This window comes from Lacticaseibacillus parahuelsenbergensis (assembly GCF_030770265.1).
GTDB classification, from domain to species: Bacteria; Bacillota; Bacilli; order Lactobacillales; family Lactobacillaceae; genus Lacticaseibacillus; species Lacticaseibacillus casei.
Map to the genome: position 1 here is coordinate 3,030,028 of NZ_CP132482.1, position 25,846 is coordinate 3,055,873.

The 25,846-nt window shown below is 48.8% G+C and carries 25 protein-coding genes; 8 read left to right on the forward strand and 17 right to left on the reverse strand.

The genetic code is table 11. The features are described from left to right. Window positions 1-67: 67 nt before the first annotated feature. From LACPH_RS14125 to LACPH_RS14140, 4 genes are read right to left on the reverse strand one after another with little or no spacing between them, the layout of a single operon-like run. Window positions 68-1,222 (reverse strand): mannitol-1-phosphate 5-dehydrogenase, encoded by a 1,155-nt coding sequence (locus LACPH_RS14125; protein WP_274784060.1) that lies wholly within the window; start codon window positions 1,220-1,222, stop codon window positions 68-70. Window positions 1,223-1,225: 3 nt separating this feature from the next. Further along, complete coding sequence (locus tag LACPH_RS14130) at window positions 1,226-1,669, reverse strand: PTS mannitol transporter subunit IIA (protein ID WP_047106766.1); 444 nt, start codon at window positions 1,667-1,669, stop codon at window positions 1,226-1,228. Window positions 1,670-1,673: 4 nt separating this feature from the next. Further along, window positions 1,674-3,731, reverse strand: a complete 2,058-nt coding sequence (locus LACPH_RS14135) for a BglG family transcription antiterminator (RefSeq protein ID WP_274784061.1) — start codon at window positions 3,729-3,731, stop codon at window positions 1,674-1,676. 35 nt (window positions 3,732-3,766) lie between these two features. Next, window positions 3,767-5,587, reverse strand: a complete 1,821-nt coding sequence (locus LACPH_RS14140; RefSeq protein WP_306387080.1) for a PTS mannitol transporter subunit IIBC — start codon at window positions 5,585-5,587, stop codon at window positions 3,767-3,769. 383 nt (window positions 5,588-5,970) lie between these two features. Here LACPH_RS14140 and nagB point away from each other — a divergent pair, with 383 nt between their 5' ends. From nagB to LACPH_RS14175, 7 genes are all read left to right on the forward strand, one after another. After that, window positions 5,971-6,681, forward strand: a complete 711-nt coding sequence (gene nagB / locus LACPH_RS14145) for a glucosamine-6-phosphate deaminase (protein WP_010490369.1) — start codon at window positions 5,971-5,973, stop codon at window positions 6,679-6,681. A gap of 192 nt (window positions 6,682-6,873) precedes the next feature. Continuing rightward, on the forward strand, window positions 6,874-7,659 hold the full coding sequence (locus LACPH_RS14150) for a Cof-type HAD-IIB family hydrolase (protein ID WP_274784063.1): 786 nt from the start codon (window positions 6,874-6,876) through the stop codon (window positions 7,657-7,659). 325 nt (window positions 7,660-7,984) lie between these two features. Then, window positions 7,985-8,245 (forward strand): hypothetical protein, encoded by a 261-nt coding sequence (locus LACPH_RS14155; RefSeq protein ID WP_010490365.1) that lies wholly within the window; start codon window positions 7,985-7,987, stop codon window positions 8,243-8,245. Window positions 8,246-8,255: 10 nt separating this feature from the next. Next, window positions 8,256-8,432 (forward strand): hypothetical protein, encoded by a 177-nt coding sequence (locus LACPH_RS14160; RefSeq protein ID WP_047106760.1) that lies wholly within the window; start codon window positions 8,256-8,258, stop codon window positions 8,430-8,432. Between the two features lie 509 nt (window positions 8,433-8,941). Then, on the forward strand, window positions 8,942-9,967 hold the full coding sequence (locus LACPH_RS14165; protein ID WP_370531201.1) for an efflux RND transporter periplasmic adaptor subunit: 1,026 nt from the start codon (window positions 8,942-8,944) through the stop codon (window positions 9,965-9,967). Further along, window positions 9,960-10,649: an ABC transporter ATP-binding protein gene (locus tag LACPH_RS14170; protein ID WP_010490356.1), complete on the forward strand. Its 690-nt coding sequence runs from the start codon at window positions 9,960-9,962 to the stop codon at window positions 10,647-10,649. The genes LACPH_RS14165 and LACPH_RS14170 overlap by 8 nt, the downstream gene beginning before the upstream one ends. Beyond that, window positions 10,636-11,829: an ABC transporter permease gene (locus LACPH_RS14175; RefSeq protein ID WP_306387081.1), complete on the forward strand. Its 1,194-nt coding sequence runs from the start codon at window positions 10,636-10,638 to the stop codon at window positions 11,827-11,829. Before LACPH_RS14170 ends, LACPH_RS14175 begins: the two co-directional genes overlap by 14 nt. A gap of 111 nt (window positions 11,830-11,940) precedes the next feature. Here the strand turns inward: LACPH_RS14175 and LACPH_RS14180 are convergent, their stop codons facing one another. Genes LACPH_RS14180 through LACPH_RS14190 form a run of 3 tightly spaced genes read right to left on the reverse strand, consistent with a single transcriptional unit; the run spans window position 11,941 to window position 14,821 of the window. Continuing rightward, window positions 11,941-13,110, reverse strand: a complete 1,170-nt coding sequence (locus LACPH_RS14180) for a pyridoxal phosphate-dependent aminotransferase (protein ID WP_274784065.1) — start codon at window positions 13,108-13,110, stop codon at window positions 11,941-11,943. Window positions 13,111-13,162: 52 nt separating this feature from the next. Next, window positions 13,163-13,945, reverse strand: a complete 783-nt coding sequence (locus LACPH_RS14185; RefSeq protein WP_274784066.1) for a carbon-nitrogen family hydrolase — start codon at window positions 13,943-13,945, stop codon at window positions 13,163-13,165. A gap of 36 nt (window positions 13,946-13,981) precedes the next feature. Next, window positions 13,982-14,821, reverse strand: a complete 840-nt coding sequence (locus LACPH_RS14190; protein ID WP_049172691.1) for a MetQ/NlpA family ABC transporter substrate-binding protein — start codon at window positions 14,819-14,821, stop codon at window positions 13,982-13,984. 562 nt (window positions 14,822-15,383) lie between these two features. Between LACPH_RS14190 and LACPH_RS14195 the strand changes: the two genes are divergently transcribed. Beyond that, window positions 15,384-16,469 (forward strand): iron-containing alcohol dehydrogenase family protein, encoded by a 1,086-nt coding sequence (locus LACPH_RS14195; RefSeq protein ID WP_087913198.1) that lies wholly within the window; start codon window positions 15,384-15,386, stop codon window positions 16,467-16,469. A 71-nt stretch (window positions 16,470-16,540) separates the two neighbouring features. Here the strand turns inward: LACPH_RS14195 and LACPH_RS14200 are convergent, their stop codons facing one another. The 10 genes from LACPH_RS14200 to rpmH form a co-directional block, all read right to left on the reverse strand. Further along, a complete protein-coding gene (locus LACPH_RS14200) occupies window positions 16,541-17,029 on the reverse strand; it encodes a threonine/serine exporter family protein (RefSeq protein ID WP_010490344.1) in 489 nt (162 codons plus the stop codon). A 1-nt stretch (window position 17,030) separates the two neighbouring features. Continuing rightward, a complete protein-coding gene (locus tag LACPH_RS14205) occupies window positions 17,031-17,795 on the reverse strand; it encodes a threonine/serine exporter family protein (RefSeq protein ID WP_274784067.1) in 765 nt (254 codons plus the stop codon). Between the two features lie 210 nt (window positions 17,796-18,005). Beyond that, window positions 18,006-18,212: a hypothetical protein gene (locus tag LACPH_RS14210; RefSeq protein ID WP_039639783.1), complete on the reverse strand. Its 207-nt coding sequence runs from the start codon at window positions 18,210-18,212 to the stop codon at window positions 18,006-18,008. 126 nt (window positions 18,213-18,338) lie between these two features. Beyond that, window positions 18,339-18,560: a hypothetical protein gene (locus LACPH_RS14215; protein WP_274784068.1), complete on the reverse strand. Its 222-nt coding sequence runs from the start codon at window positions 18,558-18,560 to the stop codon at window positions 18,339-18,341. 227 nt (window positions 18,561-18,787) lie between these two features. Beyond that, window positions 18,788-20,689, reverse strand: a complete 1,902-nt coding sequence (gene mnmG, locus LACPH_RS14220) for a tRNA uridine-5-carboxymethylaminomethyl(34) synthesis enzyme MnmG (protein WP_274784069.1) — start codon at window positions 20,687-20,689, stop codon at window positions 18,788-18,790. Between the two features lie 40 nt (window positions 20,690-20,729). After that, window positions 20,730-22,118: a tRNA uridine-5-carboxymethylaminomethyl(34) synthesis GTPase MnmE gene (mnmE, locus tag LACPH_RS14225; RefSeq protein ID WP_274784070.1), complete on the reverse strand. Its 1,389-nt coding sequence runs from the start codon at window positions 22,116-22,118 to the stop codon at window positions 20,730-20,732. Window positions 22,119-22,475: 357 nt separating this feature from the next. Continuing rightward, window positions 22,476-23,243 carry an RNA-binding cell elongation regulator Jag/EloR gene (gene jag, locus LACPH_RS14230; protein WP_025013692.1) on the reverse strand — a complete coding sequence of 256 codons (768 nt, stop codon included), beginning with the start codon at window positions 23,241-23,243 and terminating at the stop codon, window positions 22,476-22,478. A 17-nt stretch (window positions 23,244-23,260) separates the two neighbouring features. Continuing rightward, entirely contained in the window at window positions 23,261-24,097 is an 837-nt protein-coding gene (gene yidC / locus LACPH_RS14235) for a membrane protein insertase YidC (protein ID WP_010490329.1), read from the reverse strand. 29 nt (window positions 24,098-24,126) lie between these two features. Then, window positions 24,127-24,483, reverse strand: a complete 357-nt coding sequence (rnpA, locus tag LACPH_RS14240; protein WP_010490327.1) for a ribonuclease P protein component — start codon at window positions 24,481-24,483, stop codon at window positions 24,127-24,129. A gap of 463 nt (window positions 24,484-24,946) precedes the next feature. After that, window positions 24,947-25,087 carry a 50S ribosomal protein L34 gene (gene rpmH / locus LACPH_RS14245; RefSeq protein ID WP_003568442.1) on the reverse strand — a complete coding sequence of 47 codons (141 nt, stop codon included), beginning with the start codon at window positions 25,085-25,087 and terminating at the stop codon, window positions 24,947-24,949. Window positions 25,088-25,846: the final 759 nt, after the last annotated feature.

The window sequence follows — 25,846 nt, forward strand, 5'->3', positions numbered from 1 at the left end:
CATATTAACGCAAAAAGGCTGTCAGTGACGCACCTGACAACCTAATCGTTTATTTTCATTGTAATTTTTAACGGTCCTTCGACTTAACACTGGCTTCGACTTCATCAATCAAAGCAGCATCTTTCAAGCCGGTGACCGCTTTAATCACGTCAACCAGCGGCTGATCTTTTAGCATTGCCTGAAGTTTAACTGCTTCAGCATCATTTGGTTCAACGTAATGGAACATCATGCCAACAGTGTCCATCAAAACACTGTAATCCAAGCCGCGTTCTTTTAATTCACGAATCGGCCGGATGAAGCGTTCGTTGTAACCCAACTTGCGGATCGGCGTGCGGGCAACCCGGGAAATATCATCAGAAATGTAGGGATTCTGGAACCGTTGCAGCACCCGATTTTGATAAGTCTCGAGATCTTTTTCGTTAAAGTTCTTGAACTCAGCGAGCAACAATGACCGGGTTTCGGCCAGTGCGCCTTTTGCCTGATTGAAGACTTTTGGATCCTTGATCGCTTCGCCAATGGTGGTGTAGCCCAGATACTTGCCGGTGTAAGCTGTTGTGGCGTGACCGGTGTTGACCGAGAAGAGTTTCCGTTCGATGTAAGGTTCCAGATCCGGAACATAATCAACGGTCTTCAGCTTCAGATCCTTGTTCTTCATCTGGCTTTCGTCAACAACCCATTCTTTGAAGTCTTCGACACTGACCGCCAGCGGATCGTCATGCTTTTGCTGTGGCACAATACGGTCAACAGCCGCATTCGGGAAGCCAATATACGTATCGGTAAAGGTTTTGCCGGCGTCATCGAGATGTTCATATACGCTCTTTTTAAGGGCCTGAGAACCGCCGATCATGTTTTCACATGCAATCACATCTAGCGGTTGGTGGTTGTTGGCCGCGGCACGCGCCTGCAGCCCTTGCGCAATGAGCGGCGCAATGATTGGCAGAATCTTCGGGCCAATGGCAGTGGTAACCAAATCTGCCTGAGCGATCGCTTTCACAACTGCCTCAGGATCCTTGGCATTGTTCAAGCCATCAACATTGTCCACGTGAATCTTTTTCTCGCCTGGGGCCGCCAGCGTGATCGTATATTCACCACGCCGATTCAACGCATTGATAATCGTCTCGTTAACATCGACAAAATTGATCTTGAAGCCATTCGCGGCAAGTGTTTCACCGATAAACCCGCGACCAATATTACCTGCACCAAAATGTACTGCTTCCATCATAATTTATTCAACTTCCTTCAGTAAATTGACGATTTCTTCCGGCGTTTGCGCGTCGGCTAATTTCTGGACATTCTCCACATCACTGCAATACAGCGCAATCTGCGACAAGAGCTTGAGATGTTCACCGTTCAAGCCGGCAATGCCGAACACCACGGTAACCAAATTCTCATCAGCCGGATCTTCTGACCAATCAACACCCCACGGATATTGAACAACCGAGATCCCGGTTTTTTTAATATATTTCATGCCTGCTTCCGTACCATGGGGAATCGCAATAAAGTTGCCCATGTATACCGAAACGTCACGATTACGATCAATCATTGAATCAATATAAGCCGGTTCAACATTGCCATTGTCGACCAGGAGTTGGCCGGCCTGACGAATGGCTTCGTCCCTGGTCTTTGCTTCCTGACCAAGCTTGATCGTGTTTACGTCGAGTCCTTTCATCATGTCACCTTCGATCAATTTTTTGGATTTCGTGCATAAAGACTTCAGTCATTACTTGATATAACTGGCTATAGTTGCCTTTTTCAAAAAGCCGTAAGTCAGCTGGTGAGGCGACTAGCTTGGCGCTAACCGCACTCAAAAGGGTTAATGTTTCCTGTGAAACAGGATTCGGAGTTAGCAGTAACAAAACGCGCTGCAACTGGATTGTCCCCATGTCCATCGCCGGTAGTGGCAACGAGCTGGTGAGATCAAAGACGCCGATATACGGGGTGGTCACCCCTTGGCTGCTGGTGTGAATCATCGCCAGCCCAGTGTCCGGAATACCGACAGGGGCCAACTCCAGCCGCTTTAACAAAGCTTCTTTAACCACCGGTGCTTCGGCAACAACAGTCGGTAACCGGCTGAGTATCGCGTCAATCGTAGCCACAATCGTTGTGACTGGCGCCGTCATGTCAGTTACGGCAAAGTGTTGCAATAAACCATCTGCCGCCATCACCATCGTTTTCAGACTTTCAAACGCCGTGACCGTCTGATCCAGCGACGGTTGGTTCGCCGGTCGCACCTGTTTAGGGGTGGCCTTTTGAACCAATCGGCGAATTTCGGCCATTTCTTCGCGCCCCAAGATCGGCGTGATCACCAGATATTGGTGTTTGAAGCCCGGTAACGGCATGGTCGCCAAAACCAAATCATAATGTTCAAGTTGCTGCTTGGGTAAGTCGCTGACCTGAATGATTTTGATCTTGCGAATCTCAGGCACCTGGACCCGCAATTTTCCGGCGATCAAACTGCCGGTCCCGGGACCATCACTCGTGATCAGCAACACCGCAACCGGTGCATCAGTTCGCGTATGGTCTAAAACCGAGGCGAAGTACAAAACCAGATAGCCTAACGCATTGCCGGTAAAGGCGCCGCGTCCGAAAACGTCATCGGCCGCTTGTTGGACAGCCTGATAAAGTTCCGGATAGTCATCACGCAAATGGGCAAGCACCGGATTCGTCATCGTGACCCCTGGCAGCCAATCGCCACCAGTTGTCCGCTGAACATGGGCAAGCAGCGAGGAATAAAGTTGCGTATTTCCGGAAAATTTCCCGGGAAATTTTCGCGCCACTTCGCGAATTAATTCTTGGACTTCCAGGTTAATGGTCAAATCAAACGGATCAACCTGTTCACCGGCTAAGCCGCCACGAATGTTACTGAGTTCAACTGCTAAAAACTGATAGTCGCCAACGCGAACTTTTTCCCGGATGGTGGGATCCATTTCGGCTAGAAACTGGAGTGCCAGTTGTTGATCCTGAAACAGCCGTTCCTGGTCAAAATGGGGTTGGGCCTTCACATGATGATCTTCACGCAACCGATGCGTGTTAACGGCAACGGTGAGTAACACTGCTTTGCGTTGATTGTCACTCAGGTCGGCTAGTGCTTTGATGCGGGATAGTGCCGTATTGGCTGCCAGCAGTTCTTCTTGCGGTAACCGTTTGATGAAGTAATCCGTCACCGGATCAAAGGTTTGCCGCGGATCATTTAAGAAACGAAAGAACACATACGGATTAATTTCAGCATTCAAGACGCCGACAAGTACTCGCCGAATATCGCCTTCCTGCCCTTCAATCCAGATACCGGCAGCTTTTTGGCGATTCAACTTGAGATGATATTCATTGAGTGCCGGTTCCAAAATATCAAGGTCTTGTTTAATGGTGGTCACGCTGACATCCACATCGGTTGCTAAGGCCGTCATGGTTTTGGGTGCGCCCGCATTCAGCATCATTAGGATCAAGGCACTCTGCCGCTGACTGGGATCGAACGTCAGGTTTTGTTGTTGCTGGGCCAACGTCTCCGACAATTTTGCCAGATCCGTTGTTGCGCCTTTTAACCGGTAGGAACTGCCATCACCTTTGTCGAGCTGTAAGTTCAAGGCAGTAATATCATGTTCCAGTTGCGAAAGTTCACGGTAAATGGTCCGGCGGCTGACACCCAGCTGTCGTTGCAGCTCGTCCCGGCTCACACCGGCGGGCTGACTCATCATCAGTTTGATCATTTCCTGTTCACGATTCGTTAGTAACATGTTTTTCGCCCCAGACGGCCGCAACTCGACCTCGCCTATTTCATTTTATCAATAAGTTTATCATAGTTCGTTGCGTTCAAAAGACCGTCGACGGTGTAGACTTGAACATTGGCAAATTGCAATTTAACGCGGCGTGCCGTTTCCTTTGATGCGATAATCAACACGTTGTCTTTGTCCTCAATCTCGCCGATCGCGACATTGCGTACCTTGACATCCTTGTTGAGTTTCCGCAATTCGGAACGGAAAGTTGCCTGTGCCATCGTCGCAGAGCCGATGTTTTGATCATGATGCAGGAAGTCAACTTCCGTAATCTTGTCAAAATCAATCTCGTTCAATTCGTCTTCCGGTGTTTCCTGTTGCGCTTTCGGCGCTTCTGCGGTAGCCGTTTCATCCGTACCGCCAACCGCTTCAGCTTTCAGACTGGCAATGATTTCGTCGTACTTCGGACTATTCAGGAAGTTTTCAACCGCAACGTGAGCGGCACCCGGCGTCTGTTTCTTGGCACGATCCGCCAGTTCATCTTGGGTAACAACCAACAGTCCCGGCTTGTCTTGCAAATTACTGATCGCCGTGTTGGTAACTGAAAGATCCAACCCAGCCTTCTTGACCTTGTCACGCAGAATCGAAGCACCCATTGCGCTTGAACCCATGCCGGCATCGCAAGCAAAGATGATTTGTTTGATGCCCTTAGCCTGATTCATCACGTCTTTGGCGGCCTCGACATTTTGTCCCTTGGCTTCCGCCTTCATGGACTTCATCTTGGCTTCGCTTTCAGCTAATTCATCGCCGGTCGTGCTCTTATCACGACGTAGGATGACTGCTGAGATAAGGAAGGAAACGGTCGTGGCTCCGGCAACGCCGATGAGCAAGCCGAGGTAGTTCCAAATGTTTACAGGCGACATAGCGAATAAGGATATGATTGAACCAGGTGAAGGGGAACTCTTCAAACCAACATTAAAGATGGAGAACAATGTGGTTCCGGTAACACCACCAGCCATGACTGACAAGAACAACGCTGGTTTCATCAAGACATATGGGAAGTAAATTTCATGAATACCGCCGAAGAAATGAATAATGATCGCCGATGGAGCAGATCCTTTAGCAGTCCCTTTACCAAATAACGCAAAGGCTAGCAAAACCCCAAGCCCTGGGCCAGGATCAGGTTCAAGTAAGAACAGGATCGACTTACCATGGGCAGCGGCCGCTTGAATGCCAAGCGGCGTTAAAATGCCCTGATTAATCGCATTATTTAGGAACAAGATCTTCGCTGGCTCAATGAAGATATTCGCTAACCAAATCAATCCATGGCTGATGATCCAGTCAACACCGGCAGCCATAACATTAGTTAGACCAGAAATAATGGGGCCAATCAGAAGAAAGCCAACAATAGCTAGCAACATGCCGATAATACCAGCACTGAAATTGTTAACCAGCATTTCAAAGCCTTGTCTGATTTTGTCTTGAACCCTATCGTCCCATTTTTTAATGCACCAACCTGCCAGTGGGCCCATCACCATCGCACCAATGAACATTGGCACATTGGTTCCGACAATAACCCCCATTGTTGCGATCATGCCAACGACGCCCCCACGATGGCCATGCACCATGGAACCACCAGAATAAGCAATTAACAGTGGTAACAAATAGGTGACCATTGGGGTGATCATTTTTGCAAGCTGTGGATTAGCCCACCAACCACCTTTAACAAAGATGGTTGTAATGAGGCCCCAAGCAATAAAGGCACCGATGTTTGGCAACACCATGCCGGAAAGCTTGGTCCCGAATGATTGCATACCGGCCTTCAGATTGAATTTCTTCTTCTCCGTTACCGGCGTGTTTGCTGATTTAGCTTCCAAAGCAAACACACTCCTTTCCCTTGTTTACGGAGATTATTGTAACCGCTTCATGTAATCGCTGACAAAAGCTACTTTGGCACAGTTGGCTGTGCCAAACATTCACCCCAAGTCTTTTCCAACATTTATCTGGCAAAACAGCGCAAAATAGACGATAACAGTATTCGCTAACTGTTTCACGGGTTATCTTAAAAGGCGCAGATTGCTCGGAGACAGCAACATTTAATGACGATGTCAGCTTCAAAACCCGCTTTTCTTCCTTAATACAAATTTTGACGAATGCACAGAAGCTTTCTTAGAAAATCCAAATTTAGGTATAGACCATTGTTGACAAGGTTACTTTTTGATGTTATATTGGACTAGACCAGATAAGGGGGATATCAATTATGGATGTTAAAGTTTTTGATAACGACACAGAAGCAGGTAAATACGCATTTGAACTGATTAAGCAAGGGATGGACAACGGCGCCAAGGTGCTTGGTTTGGCTACCGGCAGCACCCCTGTCACCATGTATCAGGCAATGGTGAACAGTGATGTTGATTTCAGCAACATGACATCGATCAACTTGGATGAATATGTTGGCATGTCACCGGATAACGATCAGAGTTATCGCTACTTCATGCAGAGCCACCTTTTTGACAAGAAGCCGTTTAAGGAAACCTTCGTGCCAAACGGCCTTGCCAAGGATCCTGAAGAAGAAACCAAGCGTTATAACAAAGTCATTGCCGATCACCCAATCGACATTCAGGTTCTGGGGATTGGTCGCAATGGTCACATTGGCTTCAACGAACCAGGCTCACCATTTGACGCAGAAACACGGAAGGTTCCGTTAACCCAAAACACCATTGACGCCAACGCTCGCTTCTTTGAAAATAAGGACGATGTACCGCGTTACGCTTATTCCATGGGTATCGGTTCCATCATGAAGAGCAAGAAGATCTTGCTTCTGGCCTTTGGTGAAAACAAAGCCGACGCCGTTCAAAAGATGATCGAAGGCCCGGTTACCAACGACGTGCCTGCATCTATTTTGCAGAAGCATCCGGATGTTGTTGTCATCTTGGACAAGGCGGCTGCAAGTAAGTTGAGCAAGAAATAGAACGTTATTAAAACGAACTACTAAAAGCGGGCTAATTGGCCTGCTTTTTTTAATGTGAGCGTGAGTCAGCGCGCTTAGAAGCAGGCAAACGCGTTATGGCATAAGCCCGTTCACACTCTGCAAGCGCTTCTATTTTTACTCTGGATTCATGGTAAAATGAAGCCATCACAAACTCGGATATCGGAGGAAATTATGTATAAAGCCGTTGTATTTTTCGATTTAGATCAAACCCTGCTCAACGATGAAAAGCAAGTGCCGCCTGAAAACGTAAAGGCGCTTAAAGCGTTGGAGGCCAATGATGTGCTGCCGGTCATTGCTACTGGCCGCAGCTACTATGAACTAGCCGATATTATGGCCGCTACTGGCATTCGGAGCGCGATTACGGCAAACGGCGGGGATGTTTTCCTTAATGGCGAGCATATTTTTCAAAGTGTCATCGGCGAACCTCAGCTGGTGCGGTTTCTCAATGCAACCGCAGCTCAGGATATTCAGGTGGCCATGTACTCCAGTGAGGCCTCTGCTTTAACCGGCTATGATCAACTCACCACCGATAATTACGCACAAGTGCACCAAACCCCGCCGCCGATCAATCCTAAGTATTATCAGGAGGCCTCACTGTCGCTATTGCTCATCTTTTTGCCTTGGAATCAGACCGGCGATCAGTTAGGTAAGCAGTTCATTCAGGACTTCCCCGAATTGACCTTCTATCGCAATTCCCACTTTTCCTTTGATGTCGTCAATCATGGCATTTCAAAAGGCAGTGGCATGTCGGTTCTGTTGAATCAGCCAACCTTGCGCGGTGTGCCTACCTATGCGTTTGGTGACGGCTACAACGACATTCCGCTTCTGCAAGCCGCCGATACCGGCATCGCCATGGGAAATGCCTATCCCAAAGTTGCCGCAATTGCCGATTACCAAACCGATGACTACCGCAAAAATGGCATTCCCAACGCGCTTGCTCACTTCAACCTGATTTAATTGATCCACACACCAAACTCGGGACTCAAAAAGCATTGCGATTATTAAAAATTTGATAGCAACATCGATACCCCTTTGCAAACACGTGTTCTCATCATTTTCTTCCAAAATTCATGGCCGAAAATTATTTAATTTTTGCGCCTAAAACGTTGTTACATCAGCATTTTCAGCGACCCCTATAACGTGTTCGCCGCGCAAAGTCAAGACCGCAGTAGCGCGAATTTTCTGCTATACTCAAGGCATGCTGCACGTTATTTGGGCGTGATCGTGTCACTGATCAGTAACGCTGCGGCATCGCAAAATCTGCTGATGGAGGGGTCTCGTTATGTTAGAACAATCGACAATGCATCCTGTAGTTTGGATCAACAAACATACTTATATCAGTATCGTTAAAAATGCGGACTATAATTTAGAAGTCTGGGAGATTACCGCCGAAAATCGGCAGCATCGGATGGCGCGGATGAACTACAAATATCATCGTGATAATTTCGCCGGGTTCATCTATCGACTCTTTCCGCAGATTGATCTCATTCAAATTCACAATATTCAAAAGAAGATCAATCCATATTTCGATTTAGAAGTTTAGAGGTGTTCACATGGATAGTCTGGTCGTTCAATTACTAATCATGGTCGTTGTCGCCTTCATCATCACGTTGGCGGTGATCGTAGCCGAATGGCGTACCAAAACATTCAAGACATGGCAAATCAGTGTCCAATCCGTCGTCGCTATTCTGCTATTAGCCATTGGCATTAGCTTGTTGACGGTTCGCTAGTCCTCCATTTGATGTGGTTGCCGTTTTAAAAAGGCGGCATTTTCAAAGACTCGTTACCTATATTCAGTCATAACGCTCGTGACTGTAAGGTAACCGCTCTTTGAATAAAAAGAGTTCACCCAAGAAAGTCGGTTAATAGCCGGCTTTTTCTTATGGAGAAAAATGCTCACTAAGCGCAATCTGTTTCACGTGAAACTTTTTAACAAAATTCAAAGACCCGAAAAATAAGCCGCCTGTTATCTCAAGTTAACAATTCACCTAATTCCTCAGCCTGCTTCGTCTTACGCATGCCAATATCTGTATCAAATCGTCCGCTCAACCTTAAGTTGTCATTTATTTTGCAAAGTTCGTTTCTTAATCGGAAAACCAACAAAATTCAGCGAAATCTATGATTGGACGTTAACCTAATCAATCCGTATACTTGCACCAACGGCACGGTAAAAATACGTTTACACGGAGGCGGAAGTTTGAAAAAGCGACAGGCGAAGCACAAAGGTATTTCCCAACGAATGGTGATCATTGGCATCGGAATTTTAGCCATCATTGTTGTAACCATTGTTTTCTTCATGACCCAACATAAGCAGCCCCAGCAGTCAACGACTTCGAACGCGGTGGCGACTTTTCAGGTTAAGCGCCACGAATTGCGGTTGTCCGGCCAAGCCCAGGCAACACGCACGCAAAAAATCGAGGTTCCTGAAGGCACGGTACAGAATCAATCGGTCAAAAACGGTGATACGGTGACGGCCGGCCAACAGCTGCTAACGGTCTACCACCCTGACGTTCAGGAAAAAATCACGACAGCCAACCAGTCACTCCAAAAACAACAACGCAGCCTCAAACAATTGGATGACAAAATCAACCAACTCAAGTCGTCACTCAATCAGTTGGCAGCTGACGATCCGCAAAGATCTGATTTACAGAGCCAACTGGATGAAGCCCAAAGCAGTCGCCAGGATTCGGCCGCGGCTGTTGACGAGGCCAACCAAGATGTCGCTAAACTGCAGCAAAATCTCAACACTGTTGTTAAGGCACCATTTGCCGGTCGTTTGTATATTGACTATCAAGCAAACGGCCAGCAATCGATCACCGAAACCTCATCAGAAATGGAAGCGGTTGGTCAGGTTTCTGAATTTGATTATGCCGATGTTAAAGTTGATCAGTCGGTAACAGTGCAGGCACTGTCGACCAAAACGAAACAGACAACTTCCATTAACTTTATCAGCAGCGATCCGGCGAAATCCAGCAAGCCGAATCTGGCGAAGTACGATGTCACCGCTAAGTTAGATCACGGTTTTTTAAACGGTCAGTCGGTCAGCATGATCATCCCTCTAAGCGGCCTGCAGATTCCTAAAACCGCGGTACGCCAAGGCGCTGTCTACAAGGTGGTCAACGGCCGCGCAGTGCGGACCAAGATCACTTACACCAAAAAAGACGACATGTATGAAGTCACGGATGGCCTCAGCAGCGGCGACCGTATTTTGGAAAATCCCACCAAGTCAACCAAAGACGGAGCGAAGGTGACCGTTGATGATTGATCTTCAGCATGTTAACAAAAGTTACGGTCAAGGTGCGACCGCTTTTCACGTCCTCAAAGACATCAATCTGCACATTGACGAAGGTGAATTTGTTGCGATCATGGGGCCTTCGGGTTCGGGAAAATCAACCTTGATCAATATTATCGGCTTTCTCGACACGGCATTTGAAGGCAAGTATTTTTTTCAAGACGAAAATGTGGCCGACTTCAACGCGACTAAAGCTTCACGTATGCGGAATCGGCACGTTGGATTTGTCTTTCAAAACTTCAGCCTCATTCACAACCTGAATATTTTTGAAAATGTCCTGATTCCGTTAAGCTATGGCGGACACCGGCGATCAGAGGTGCGTGGCAAAATCTCCGAGTTACTTGAGTCAGTCGGTCTCACCGGTATGGAAAACAAATTGCCGCGAAACCTATCTGGTGGGCAGCAACAACGGGTGGCGATTGCCCGCGCCTTGGCAAATTCGCCGCAATTTCTGATTGCTGACGAACCCACTGGCGCCTTGGACAGTCACACATCCGCAGACATTATGCAACTTTTCAAGGAATTACACCGAAAAGGCGGCACGATTATCATGGTCACGCATGATGAGCACGTTGCCGAGCAAAGCGATCGGATGATTAAAATCCTGGACGGCCAGATCATCAGTGATACGGAGGTGGCCCATGCGACTAAGTGAACTCATCAGAATCTCCTTCCGCGCACTGGCGGCTAACAAACGCCGCAGTTTCTTGACGATGATCGGGATTGTCATTGGGATTGCGTCTGTCGTCACGATTCTTTCGTTAGGTAACGGCATCAAAGCGGCAACCGTGAAGAACCTGCAAGCCGATACCCAGGGCCAGCAAACCGCCGAGATCACCTTCAACCCCACTAGCAGCAGCGAAACCGATGCCGGCTTTAAAGAAAGCGACATCACGCTGGCAAAGCAAACGGCGCCGGATAAAATCAAGAAAGTCGTGATTAAACACGATAAAGAACGGCTGCAAGTCAACGGTCAGCTGGCAAATGCCGATACGATGATGTCTGTCACCTTGGTCAATAAGGCAAAACCCAACATTCAGTTAAACGCTGGTCATGGTTTTAGCCAAGAATCGTTACAGACAGACGGCGAGGATACGTTAATTTCCAAAAAGCTCGCCAAAAAGGTTTTCCACGGCAATACCGCAGCATTAAACTCCTCCTTGGAACTTGGAACCAAAAACTACAACATTATCGGCGTTTTCAGCCCGCCCAAAACCCCGTATTCCGCGCTGGACGTTGATGTCTTAGTACCGGAAAAAGCCTATCGTGCCGGGCAGCTTTCTCAGGAAGGCCGAAAATTGGCAATCACGTATAAAACCGGTAGTGACGTCAGCAAGCTGACCAACAATGTTGTTCGCCAGCTGAAAAAATCCGGCAGCGAACGGCGCAGCGGCGAGTATTCATACTTTGATTACGGCGAATTACTGAAAGGCATTGGCAATGTCATCAGTGCTTTAACGTTATTTGTGAGTGCTATTGCCGGCATCTCCCTTCTGATTGCAGGTGTTGGGGTCATGAACATGATGTACATTTCCGCTTCGGAACGGTCGCAGGAAATCGGCATCCGAATGGCAGTCGGCGCCACTCCCGCCGAAATCATGAAACAGTTTCTTTTAGAATCGGTCATGCTGACACTAACAGGCGGTGTGGTCGGATTGATTGTGGGTGCGTTAACCGCCTGGATCATCGCGATGTTCCTACCATTCAAGCCGGTCGTCACGTTAGGCTCCGTTATCGGCACCTTTGCCATTTCAAGTATTGTCGGCATTGTGTTTGGCTTATTGCCGGCGAAGAGTGCGGCTAATAAGAATTTGATTGATATTTTGAAGTCATAATGTTTCGTTCCACCTACAAGCGCTAGTGGTCAAATGACTAGCGCTTTTTTGCTGCCTCAAAAAAAAGCCGCAGCATCCAGTCATTTTGACCAAATACTGCGGCTTCGCCTTTTAAAATAACCCCAGCTTCCCGATACGCTGGGCTGCCTCCTCCAACCGTTGCGGACTGGTAAGTAAGCCGATTCGCACATAGCCTTCTCCATGGTCGCCAAAACCGTTTCCAGCGGCTACGGCCACGTCTGCCCGCTCCAAAAGTAGTTCTGTGAAGGATTCGCTGGTGTATCCGGCAGGCACGGGCATCCAGGCGTAAAACGTGCCGGGAGACTTTTTCCCATGCCACCCAATGGCCTCTGTCGCCGAAAACCACTCATCGCGGCGTTGTTGGTACAAGTCAATCAGTTTGGGCACTGATGTCTGATCGCCAAGCAATGCTTCGATGCCTGCTTCCTGAATCGCGGGGAAAACCGAGACAAACAGATGATCCTGAATCAGATTAATGGCCTCAATCATATCGGCATTGCCCGCTGCAAAAGCCAAGCGCCAGCCAGCCATGTTATAAGTCTTCGAAAGCGTGTAAAGCTCAATGCCCACCTCTTTCGCACCGGAACTTTGCAAGAAACTTACCGGCCGCTGACCATCAAAGCCGAGCGCGCCATAAGCAAAATCACTGACAATGCCGATGTGATGCGCCTTGGCAAAAGCGACGGTTTGATCATAAAACGCCGGAGTTGCCACCGCAGTCGTAGGATTATTCGGATAGTTCAAATAAAGCAGCTTGGCAGCATCGGCCACCGCTGGGTCGATGGCTGCATAATCAGGAAGCCAGTCATGGTCCGCGGTCAGCGTCATCAGGGCTAGTTTCACGCGCGCCAATGTGACGCCTGACAGATAGTCCGGGTATCCCGGATCCGGCAGCAAAATTGTCTCACCGGGGTTCATCAAGGCAAGCGGCAGTTCCACCAAGCCGATTTTTGAGCCGCCCAAAACCGCAATTTCCTTTTCCGGATCCAATTGAACGCCATATTCGCGTTCGTAAAATTCGGCCGCAGCCTGCTTGAAGCTTGGTAAGCCGCGGAAAAGTGAATACTTATGATTCCCTGGCTTAGCCACCGCCTGTTGGGCTACCTGCACGATGTTGGCCGGTGTCGGCTGGTCCGGATTCCCCTGGCCTAAATTGATCACGTCATGACCCGCCGCAATCCGTGCATTGACATGTTTGACGAGGCTGGCAAAAAACTGCTTAGGCAGCGCTTGAAGCACCGCTGATTCTGAAAATATCACTGGTCTGATTCCCCTTTTTAATGAGTTTGCATGGTTAGTGTGCCTGGCGTGCTTAATACAGTTCCGGCCGCCGATCTGTGAAGACTGGAATTTGTTGACGCGCGGCCGCAATCTGAGCCAAGTCGATGGTGACGATGCCGACTTGCGGCTGATCGTCCAGTTGCAACAGGCGCTTGCCGAACGGATCAATCACTTGGCTTTGCCCGCCAAAATCATTGCCAGGATCTTGACCAACCCGATTCACCGCCACCACAAACGCCTGATTTTCGATTGCGCGGGCGGTCAGTAACGCCGCAAACTGTGGCAAGCGCGGCGTCGGCCATTCAGCCGGCAGGAAGAACAGCTGCGTACCATCACTGGCCATGCGCCGGAACCACTCCGGAAACCGCAAGTCATAGCAAATCGCCACACTGGCTGGCACCGCAAGCGTAAAGTGATCAGCCTCGGATCCGGCAGTAATGAACTTTTCTTCATTCATCAGGCGAAAAAGATGCGCCTTCGCATACGACGCCAGCAAGTGGCCCTGAGCGTCCAGCGTCAAACTGCGATTAAAAAAATGCTCATTTTCTGCCGTGGCAACCGAGCCACCCACAATCGTCAGGTGATAGTGGCGGGCAAGATCGCTTAAAAAAGTCTGCGTCCGCAAGCCATCCGGATCGGCAAGCGTCTCTAAATGTTCCAGGTCGTAGCCGGTATTCCACATTTCTGGTAACACGACGACATCCGCCTTTTTTCGGGCTGCCTCGGCCACCGAATCCGCCACCGTTTGATAATTTTGCTCGGGTTGCCCAAAAGCAATGTCGATTTGCGCTAAAGCAAGTGTTAACTGAGTCATCTCAATCCCTCTTTTTTAATCGCGTCCACTTTTGACTTAGAAGGCGGGCACGATGGATCCTTTGAATTCCTTGGCAATATAATCCTTAATGGTTTTGCTCTGATAGTATTTCTTGATTTGCTTGATGACTTTATCATTTTGATGCTTGGTTTGTACAACAAAGTAGTTTGGATAAGGATTGTTCTTGGTTTTCTCATGATAAATCGCGTCTTGATTGATCGTGAGTCCGGAATCAAAAGCAAAATTCGTGTTGATGGCGGCTGCCGTCACGTCTTGTAAGTGCGTTGGCAATTGCGAAGCTTCCAGTTCTTCAATTTTTAGGCCCAGCGGATTCTCGACAACATCTGCTTTCGTCGCCTTTTGGCTAATGCCGGCTTTAAGCTTAATCACGCCCGCGGCTTCAAAAAGCTGCAGCGCCCGCAATTCGTTTGACGGATCGTTCGGCACGGCGATCGAATCACCCTTTTTGAGCGCCTTCAAGTCCTTAATTTTTTTGGAATAAACGCCCATTGGAAACGCCACGGTTTTGAAAACCTGCGTAATCTTGAAATTCTTGGATTTAATCTGTTCTTTCAAAAACGGCAATGTCTGGTAACTATTCGCGCCCAAATCGCCGTCGTTTAAGGCCACGTTTGGACTGTTGTAGTCGGTGAATTGCTTTAATTTGATCGTTAAGCCATCTTTTTTAGCTAACTTTGCGACTTGTTTCATGATTAATTCGTGCGGTCCGGCAGTAACACCGACTGTGATCGTTTTATCCGACAGCTGATTCGCCGATGTCTTGCTGCTGGCGCTACTGCTGCCACAGGCGGTTAGAACGACCAAAAGACTCAACGCGAGAACTGCTGCCCAGCTTAACTTCAACCATTTTTTCATGTAAGAATCCTCCTGTTATGGGTTGTTTGGCTGATAAAATGATGATCTGCATGAAGGGAGCTGACTGTTGTAAGACGCTCGCCGGTCCAAAAAAAGGCCCTGCCGAATCAAAAATTGATTCAGCAGGGCCGACAATGTCGGGGTACCACCCTGGTTCGTTACTGTGTAACCTTAACGATGCCTGTTGACATCGAGACCGTCTAACGCAGGCCTAGTGCGTACCCGACTTGTCGCCGGATCCATTCCGCGGCCATTTTCACCAGACGCCTGCATCGATTTCCACCACCCATCGACTCGCTTAAGCTGCGTTTCTGACTACTCTCCGCTTCATGACGTTTCATCATTTTATCAGTTATTTTTAAAGTTGAAAGCAGTTTATCTGCATCTGGGTTAAATGTCAACTGTTTTGTTTCACGATTCGTCTACAGGAACACGCCGCCGTTTATGCCAACTTTTTTCTGAAAATTGAATCTTTTTTATTTTTTGGTTGACTTCGCTTATCACAGCGCGTATGTTAACAATTATCACATAAGATGAGATTTACATGAGAGGAGTTTTGTCGATGGAGCTGGAATTTGATTTACGCCCTGGAGCCAATCGGTTTGTCAGTGAGGCCGGCGCGCTCGCTTATTTGGATACTATTTTGAAAGATTTCACCAAACCGGTCGTCATTACCGGCGAAAAGAGTTTTGCGGCGTTTGAAAAAGCCTATCCGGGCACACTGGACTTACCGGTTTATCACTATGACGGATCGGCCAGTGACGAAAATGGCCATGCTTTGGCCGAAGCCATCGGTCAGGCGGATGCTGTCTTGGGAATCGGAGCCGGCCGCTTGATCGACACGGCTAAGGTCGCCGCCGAAACGTTGGGTGCCGAACTGATTAGCATTCCGACGCTGGCCTCCAACTGTGCGCCGTTCACACCGTTAGCCGCGATCTACCACGCACAGGGACATACGTTTAGTTACGTTGAGTATTTTAAAAAGTCGGCTTATATCACGTTGGTTGACTATAACTTACTACTCAGCACGCCGCATGATTTCTTCGTTGCCGGGATTGGTGATACGCTGGCGAAGTGGTACGAAATGGACGGCATCACCCGCAACAAGGTTGACCAGCTGAATGCTTATGGTCAGCTAAGCCGTGCGTCTGCCAAAACCATTCAGGCAATTCTCTTCAAAAATGCCGAGCAAGCCTTAGCCGATTTGGATGCTGGGCGGGACACGCCTGCCTTTGAAGCCGTGGCCGACACAATCATCGGCTTAGCCGGAGAAGTTGGCGGGTTCGGCGGCGTCGATGGCCGAGCAGCAGGTGCCCACGCCGTTCATAACGGACTATCCTACCTGCCGGAAACCCACGCGATTCTCCACGGCTCAAAAGTGGCTTACGGCATTTTGGTGCAACTCGCCACAACCGGGGATGACGATGAAATTCGCAGTTTGATGCCTTTTTATGAAAAAATCGGTCTGCCGTTAAACCTCGAGGATCTCCACGTCACCAAGAACGTAGCCCAAAAGATGCAGCAAGTCGCTGAATTTGCCGCACAACCTGAGGAGACTTTTGTTTTAATCGACAAAGATCTAACGCCACAGCAAATCGTATCCGCCATGAAAAAAGTGGAACAAGTCACTAGCGAAGCTGCTGCTTAATGAACTGGTTAGGCAAAAAATACGCCGCTACCCAACTTTATCGAGTTGAGTAGCGGCGTATTTTGTTGAACTCATGCCGATTTTCCGCCGCGTGATTTTGTCTGTGCTTCAGGCAGTTTGGCGATCAACCGAATCAAAAACGGGCGGATGGCTTTGAAAATAACCTCGGCCACCACGAACCCCACCGCCAGTGCCATTGCAATCAAAATAACATTATAGATCTGCTGCGCGGCACTGGCGGCTTTTCCCATGGTAAAACTGCGGGCACCCAGATAGGCGATCCCACCTGGCACCAGCGACACGAGGCTAGGTATGTAAATCGTATTCACCGGCACCCGATGGCGAATGGCAAAATAATTCCCTAACAACCCGATGATCACCGTTGCGGTAAAATTCGGCAGCACCAGACTGTGATCCTGCAAACTGATCAGCCAGTAAGCACACCACGAAACGCCACCGGTTATCCCCGCCGGCAGCAACGCGCGCTTGGGAATATTGGTGATAACGCCAAAACCGATGCTCGATAAGATGCTGATAATAAATTCAACGAGTAACCGCACGTTAACGCCCTCCTAGCACTTGGGTCAAGACAATCGCAATCACGACACCGGACCCGATTGCGCCAGCGACAAAAATGGCATCCACGGTTCGGACGATACCGCTAATAATCTGCCGCGATAGGATTTCACGAATCGCGTTGGTAATCGCCACCCCCGGCACCAACGGCATCAGCGCACTGATAATAATATTACCGGCATTATCTCCCCAGCCAATATTCATGAGTAACTCCGCCAAAATCGCTACCACAAACGCCCCGGTTGCCTCTTTGAAATAAGGCGTTGTGGTTCGGCGTCCGACAAATTCCGCCCCGAGATAACCAAAGATCCCGACAAAAAATGCCCAGGCCAGATCACCGTTCGTTGCTTTAAACAATAGCATCGGCGCCACCGAGACCCAGCCAGCACCAAGAATGCGCGCCCACCAGGGAAAATTGATGACCTGCCGATCAATCCGCGCCACATCACGTTTCAAAGCGTCAAACGTAATTTTGTGCGCAACGAACTCCCGCGAAAGCTGATTCAACTCATCAACCTTTTGCAAGTTGAACCCACCTAACGAGGACTTGATCAACAGCGTCCGACTCTCATTTTCCAGACTGACAAACACCGCGGTGATAGTTGCATAACAGGCAACCCGCGCACCGGCAGCATGCCCGATATATTCAACCGTCGTCTCGATGCGCGAGGTCTCCGCACCGGCATTAAGCAAAATCTCACCGACCTTGCCGCAAACTTCTAAAATTTCTTCTGTATCCGGTTGGCTCATGCGTCTTGCTCCTTATCGCGTTGCGTTTTACTAATTGTCGGCTTTTTTACCGCCAGTGGCAAGCAACCCGCCATAAAATAGTCATTTAAAAACAGCATATCGTGTTTAACACAAATTTTCATCAGTTATCGTGCTTAACCAATGAAAAAAGTGCCCGCCGCAGCAGACACTTTTTCGGCCGTACGCTTATTGCATACATCAAAATTCACATTAAGGTGTATTAACCCCAAAGAAAATAATAAATAACGATCCATAAACCAATAAAATCATGGCACCGCCAATCAGTGTTGCCAGCAAACTTTTGAGCAACACGGAAAACTTGCTCTTCCATAGAATCGCAATCAGGGTCAATGCCAACATGCCAAAGATAAGCAATAGCAAAAAGATCAGTAGCAGCTGCGGCCAAAGAATATCCATTCGGTATACCTCATGCTAATGTATCAGCCATTGATCGCGGTTGATCATCGCTGACCGCTTTTAGAATATCAATATTTTTGCTTCAACACAAAGTCTATGCTTCAATCGCATGTTGGCGGATACCACTTATGCCGGGACAAAAAACAGAAAAATCAAGACCAGCGCAAGCAAGTAGCAACCCTGCACCACAAGCGCTCCCATCGTCCATCCCCGCATGGCTGCCAAGTCAGGTACTTTTTTCATCGTTGTCCATAAATAGATGGCCGGCAAAAAACCAAATACCGGTACCACAAATGCCAAAAACAACAGAAAAATAAACCACAACGACTGGATCAGATTTTGCTTCATAAGTTAAAACTCCTTTATTGAGGGAGGGACGGTTTTATCTAAGGTCAGTTTTGAAGCAGCTACGGGTTAATGGTTCTTATCATAATATAAATTTATTTGAACAGTTTCAATCCATCAATTTCTTTACTCAATACCATCACGCGCATTCGCCGATTCCTAGCCACCTCGGTTCACGCTCATATCAAAAAAGCCAGCGAACCTTTATTCAGGCCCTCTGGCTTCACTGCTTATTGCGCTACTTTACTAATACGTCCCTGTTCGATATAAACCGACAAAATGGCCACATCGGCAGGATTAACCCCGCTAATTCGGCTGGCTTGGGCGATGGTTGCCGGTTGGATTTTAACCAGTTTCTGCCGCGCTTCCGTTGCTAAACCATTGATCGCATCGTAATCAATGCGTGTCGGAATCTTTTTCCCCTCAAGCCGCTTCAGCTTGGCAACGCTGGCTTCTTCCTTGGCAATGTAGCCGGCATACTTGATTTGAATTTCAACTTGTTCAATCACCCGATGATCCAGTTCCGGATTATCAGGTAAAAATTGCGCCATGGTTTGGTAATCAATTTCCGGACGCTTCAGGAAATCGCTGGCGAGCACGCCATCTTTCAATGGCGCAAAGTGATGGGCTTCAAGCCACGGGTTAACATCCTTGGGCTTCAACCGCGTTGTCTCCAGTCGCTTCAATTCCGTCGTGATGGCCTGCCGTTTCGCCAAAAAGTCTGCGTACCGCTTATCACTAATTAAACCAAGCTCGTGACCCATTGGCGTGAGTCGCAAGTCAGCATTGTCGTGGCGCAACAACAGACGATACTCCGCGCGGCTGGTCAGCAATCGATAAGGTTCGTTCGTGCCTTTGGTGACCAGATCGTCAATCATGACGCCAATATAAGCATCGGACCGCTTCAAGGTGAACGGTCCTTTACCTTGAGCACGGCGGGCCGCGTTGATGCCAGCCACGATTCCCTGGCCGGCCGCTTCTTCATAACCACTGGTACCATTCATCTGGCCGGCAGTGTACAGGTTCTCAACGATTTTGGTCTCCAACGTCGCCTTCAACTGCCACGGCTCAATCACATCATACTCAATCGCATACCCCGGCCGCATAAGCTCGGCCTTTTCCAAGCCCGCCACACTATGCAGCATTTTCAACTGAATTTCTTCAGGCATGGACGTGGAAAAGTCGCCGACATAATACTCGGAAGTATCACGGCCTTCAGGTTCCAGGAACAACTGGTGGCGCGGCTTATCCGCAAAGCGCACGATTTTATCTTCAATAGATGGGCAATAACGTGGGCCAACGCCTTTGATGACGCCGGAAAACATCGGTGCGCGATCCAGATTTTCGCGGATGATTTGATGGGTCGTTGCGTTGGTGTACGTCATCCAGCAACTTAACTGATCTTTGAGATAGACCGAATCAGGCGTGGTAAAGCTAAAATGATTCGGCGTGGTGTCGCCCGGTTGTTCTTCGGTTTTGCTGAAATCGATCGTGTTGCCATTGACCCGCGGTGGTGTTCCGGTTTTAAAGCGGCGTAATTTAAAGCCAAGATGTTCCAGATTCTCCGACAACTTGATGCTTGGCAAACTGTTGTTAGGGCCGGAACTGTACATCAGCTCGCCGATGATAATCTTACCGCGGGAGCTAGTGCCTGCCGTGAGCACAACACTTTTAGCCCGATAAATCGCGCCGGTTGCGGCCACGATGCCAACTGCTTTGCCGGCTTCGACCAATACCTCAGTTGCCAAACCTTGGCGTAAATCCAGGTTAGGCGTGTCTTCGATGACGTGCTTCATGCTGCGATGATAGGCAGCTTTATCCGCCTGCGCCCGCAATGCCCGCACAGCCGGACCCTTACCGGTGTTGAGCATCCGCATCTGAATATAGGTGCGGTCGATATTCTTGCCCATTTCACCGCCCAGTGCATCGATTTCGCGAACCACGATTCCCTTAGCCGGACCGCCGAGACTCGGATTACATGGCATGAACGCCAACATTTCCAGGCTAATCGTCAGCAACAATGTTTTTTGACCCATGCGCGCCGCGGCTAAGGCAGCTTCACAACCGGCATGGCCGGCGCCGACAACCACCACATCATACTTGCCGGCTTCAAACTTCTTTACTTCTGGCATCTGTTTTCCTCCACGAATCTGTTTCTCATCACATTAAAGGTTACTTACCTAAGCAAAATTGACTGAATAACTGGGTAATCAATTCATCCGGGGCACTTTCACCGGTAATCTCCCCAAGTTTGTCCCACGCTGCGGTCATATCAATTTGCACCAAATCGATCGGCATCCCGGCATCGATACCGGCAATGACCGCGTCCAGACTTTTGCTAGCCTGGCGCAGTAAGCCGATTTGCCGAGCATTCGAGACCATAACGGTACCCTGACTGTTTTCAATGCCGCCAAAGAAGAGTTTGGCGATCCGTTCATCAAGTTCGTCCATCCCATCACTGGTAGGAATGGCGGTTTTGATGACCTCATTGGGCTTTACTAATTGGTACAGCACATCTGTGTCGAGTTGCTTTGGTAAGTCTTGTTTATTCAGGACAATCATGCGTTTTTTGTCCGCGGTCGCCGCAATCAATTCGCGATCTTCGGCCGTCAGCGGTTGACTTTGGTCTAATACCAGCAAAATCAGATCCGCCTGCGTGATGGCTTGCCGCGAACGTTCGACGCCGATTTTTTCGACTTTATCGGTGGTGTCATGAATGCCGGCCGTGTCGACCAACTTCAACGGAACGCCGCGCACATTAACGTATTCCTCTAGCACATCCCGCGTGGTGCCGGCAACATCGGTCACGATGGCCTTGTCCTCATGCAACATATGGTTCAGCAACGAACTTTTACCCACATTCGGGCGACCGACAATCGCTGTCGCCAAGCCTTCGCGTAGCACTTTCCCTTGGCTGGCTGTTGTCAGCAGCTGTTCGATGGCTTTTTTGACGGTTTGCGCTTTTTCAAGCAGCATTTTGGTCGTCATTTCGTCTGTATCATATTCGGGATAATCGATATTGACCTCGACCTGGGCTAACACTTCGAGGATCTCCTGCCGCAGCCGTTTAATTAATGTGTGCAGATTCCCATCGAGCTGATTAACGGCGACCTGCATGGCGCGATCCGTTTTTGCCCGGATCAGATCCATGACCGACTCGGCTTCAGTGAGATCAATCCGGCCATTTAAAAAGGCCCGTTTGGTAAATTCGCCTGGCTCGGCCATGCGGGCCCCTTCGCCAAGCAATAATTGCAAAATGCGATTGGTCGCAACAATGCCGCCGTGACAATTGATTTCAACCACGTCTTCGCGGGTGAACGTCTTTGGCGCCAACATCACACTCACCATCACTTCATCAATCAAGTCGCCGGTTTCCGGATCGACAATGTGGCCATAGTGAATCGTATGACTTTTGACCTGCGTGAGATCTTTGCCTTTGAAGACTTTGTTGGCAGTTGTGACGGCGGTTTCGCCGCTGAGCCGGACAATGCTGATCGCACCTTCGCCAGGCGGTGTCGAAATCGCTGCGATGGTGTCGTAAGCAGTGATAGATGTAGACATAACGGAAGACTCTCCTTTTTTGATGGTTTGTGAGTTGGGCAGGTTTGGGATGGTTTGGAGGCATTGGTTGAAGCTATGGGTGAGTCGTTTTTTCCGCGGCTCTCCATAACGCGCTCGCAGTCGCAGAAATCTGCGTGTAAGGACCTCAAGCCTAAATGGCCAAAGCCCAGCCATTTAGGCTTGAGGCCACTTACACTCCGATTTCTAAGCGCTCCTGCTCGCGCTCACTTCACAAAAAAAGTGCCGAATCCAGTCTCTTCCCTTGTTTGGGAGAGACTGGATAAAGCACTTTGACTACTTCATCGTTATTAAACTGTGACCATCATACTTAAATCAACGCTGCTTGTCAAAAGTTAGTTACGGTCGTTTTGGTGTGACCACGACGTAGCGGCGGGGGTCGACGCCTTCAGAATGGGTGTCGACGTATTGATTGTCGGCTAGGGTCGTGTGAATGGCCTTGCGTTCGAATGATGGCATTGGATCTAAGTAGATCGCCTTGCCGGTTGCCAGAACCTCACGCGCGGTGCGTTCGGCTAAACGTGTAACGGTGGCTTGGCGGCGTTCGCGATAATCGCCAACATCCAGCATGATCGTCCATTTACTTTTGGCATAATGGTTGAATTCGGTCTGGGCTAAGTATTGAATGGCATTGATAATCTTGCCATGTTTACCGATTAACAGCCCTTCCTCATCGGTTTTGAGTTGGAAGGTGACGGTATTGCCCTGACGTTCGCTGGTGACTTGCGTTTTGATTCCCATGCCGGTGGTGATATCTTCCAGATAGCTTTGCACCATCGCCAGCGCTGTTTGATTGTCGCGCTTTTTAGTGGTGATATCGTTAAACGCACTGGCAATTTTTTTGCCGGCAGTGTCGGTTAATGCCACTGCAAGCTTGCCCGGCCTCGATTTGCCTGCAGGATCATGGTCGGTTTTCGGATCAGGCGCTGGATCGGCTGGTGGCTCCAATGGTTTTAGATTGACAATGGCCGGTTTACGCATGAAGCCCAGGAAGCCGTTCTTGTTTTCCTGAACGACTTGAACGCTGACCGCATCACGTGGTAAGCCAAGTTGCTTCAGCCCGGTTTCGATGGCTTTTTGAATCGTACTGCCTTGAAAGGTTGGCATCTTGCTTCCTCCCGTTGTTATTTACGCCGTTTGGTCGCTTTCTTATACGCCTTTTTGAGTGCCCGTTCTTTTTCCTTTTCCGCCCGCGCTTTTTCTTCACGCTCGCGCCGAATCTTGAATGGGTTTTGAATCAGTAACTGCTGAACCATTGAAAAGGCGTTGGTAACAACCCAGTAAATGGCCAGCGCACTTGGTAAGGTTACTGAGAAAACAAAAATCATCAGCGGCGAAATGATCATCATAATCCAACTGCTTGAGTTGCGGGTTGGCTGAGCCATCATGGATAAAATGCTGGTGCCTAACGTAAATAAGGTAGCCAGAATCTGCATGACCCACCATGGATCGGGTTTGGACAGGTTCATCCATAGGAACGTTCCGGATTGCAGCGATGTTGTTCGCAGAATCGCTTGATACAGCGCAATCAGAAATGGCATCTGAATCACGATTGGCAAACAGCCCATCACTGGATTGACGCCCGCAGAAGCATAAAGTTTCTGGGTTTCATCACGCAGCTTGGTCTGAGTTTCCGTGTCCTTAGAGCTGTATTTTTGCTGCAGCTCTTTCATCTGCGGAGCGAGTTCCTGTTGCTTGGCCATACTCTTGATGGACAGGTAGCTCAACGGGAAAATCAAAATCCGGATGATCAGGGTGAAAGCGATAATCCCGACACCGGGGTTGCCGCCAAACAGATTTGCCAGCCAGATAACAAATTGGCCGGCCGTGTAAACAACATAACGATCCCAGAACCCGGTACTATGTTCTGACACTGGCGCCGTGCCACAGGCGGTCAGAATGAAAACCAGACTCAGCATGCTCACAATGACAAGCAGGCGTTTGATTTGACGATTTTTCACAAATAATCCCTCTCTTAACCTAAGCATGGTCAGATGACCTCGATATCTTCGTTCAGGATGCCCGCCAAGCGCATGACATGAATCAGGTTCTTCTTGGTTTCAGCCATATCAAGCTGGTTAGCGGACTTACGCGCAATGACCAGAAAATCGGTCTGCGGATCAATGTCGGGTTTTAACTCGAGCAGGCTTTGGCGAATATAGCGTTTAATCTGATTTCGCATCACGGCGGTGTGGCCGACTTTTTTGCCTACAGAGATCCCCACCCGAAAATGGGGTTGATCACGTTTCATGTGATAGATCACAAAATTGCGGTTGGCAACCGAATCGCCGTGGTCAAACACATTTTGAAATTCAGCTTCTTTTTTGATCCGATACGACTTGCGCAATGATGCTCCCTCACAATCTGGTTCTAAGTATACAAGACGAGTTGATGTTTTCCTATATGTATCAGCAGGCTGCTGCCGATTTTATATGATAAATGGGAATTTAGGCGATGAACAAAATGAACGGCAACGACCAACAATCGGGTCATTGCCGTTCATTGGATGGCTGGTGGGGTTTGGTTTCGGAGGATGTGCAGGTGAGCGGTTGGCCGAATGCTCTCGTAGAAACGCGCTCACAGGCCCAGAAACCTGCGTGTAAGGACCTTGGTCGCAATGGCAAAGACCGCCATCACGGTTCGCTAGCCGAGAACTCTCCGAAACGCGCTCACCGGCGCAGAAGCCTGCACATAAGAACCTCAGCCCTAAATGGCCAAAGACCAACCATTTAGGGCTGAGGCCACTTATGCTCCGGCTTCTAACCGCGCCGGTTCGCGCTCTTAAAAAAACCACTGACGCGGTCAGTGGCTTAGGCGGATAATACTTTACGTCCTTTAGCGCGACGGCGTGCTAAAACTTTGCGGCCGTTCTTTGTGCTCATTCGCTTCATGAAACCATGAACACGTTCGCGGTGACGTTTCTTTGGTTGGAAAGTACGTTTGGTTGTCATTGACGACACCTCCTATAAAACCCGATTTATCTTTTTAAGATGACTTGCATTATCAGACATCATCCGAGTTTACACGAGGACGCAAGCTGCGTCAAGGTTTTTTCGCTGACATGGTGGATCTTTTTTGGGCTTTTTGCTGCTCTGACAGTTACGCACTGTTGCTGGTCGGCCTGTGGATAACTTGTGTATCGCAAAAATCGGTTTTAATTGTTATGCACAAATGGCGCACAGCTAATTCGCAGAATCACATGGGTGTTGATATAGTTATCCACAAGCTGTCGGCAGCCTGTTCATATCTTGTGAAACGCTTACGGCTACAAGGTTTCGGTTCCACAGACAACATGTGCATAACTGCATTTTTCTGGTTAGTGTGGTGTAGGTGTCCTCAGGGTTGGGGATAATTTGTTCGCACCTTGTTTATTTCGCGAATTTTTGTTTGTGGAAAACTGTGGTTTCTGTGGAAAACTCGGTTCCGCAATGCTAAACTTATTTTTGCAGAACATTTTTCGACCTAACCAAAACCAGCCATTATATTCACTCGTTAGCCGAACTTAATCCTGTCCATCTTGATCGGCCTGTGTTTAAGTCGGCAATTTTAGGTTAAACCACATTTAGCGTTTGCGGATCCACCTGTTGACAACTATAGAAGTTGCCGTGGTTTTTTTATGCGCTGATGTGATGTTCGCGTATCATCACATGTTGGTCATCGGCGGCTTTTTTGGATGCTGATGACAACCGCTATTTAGAGGAGGGGCGCTT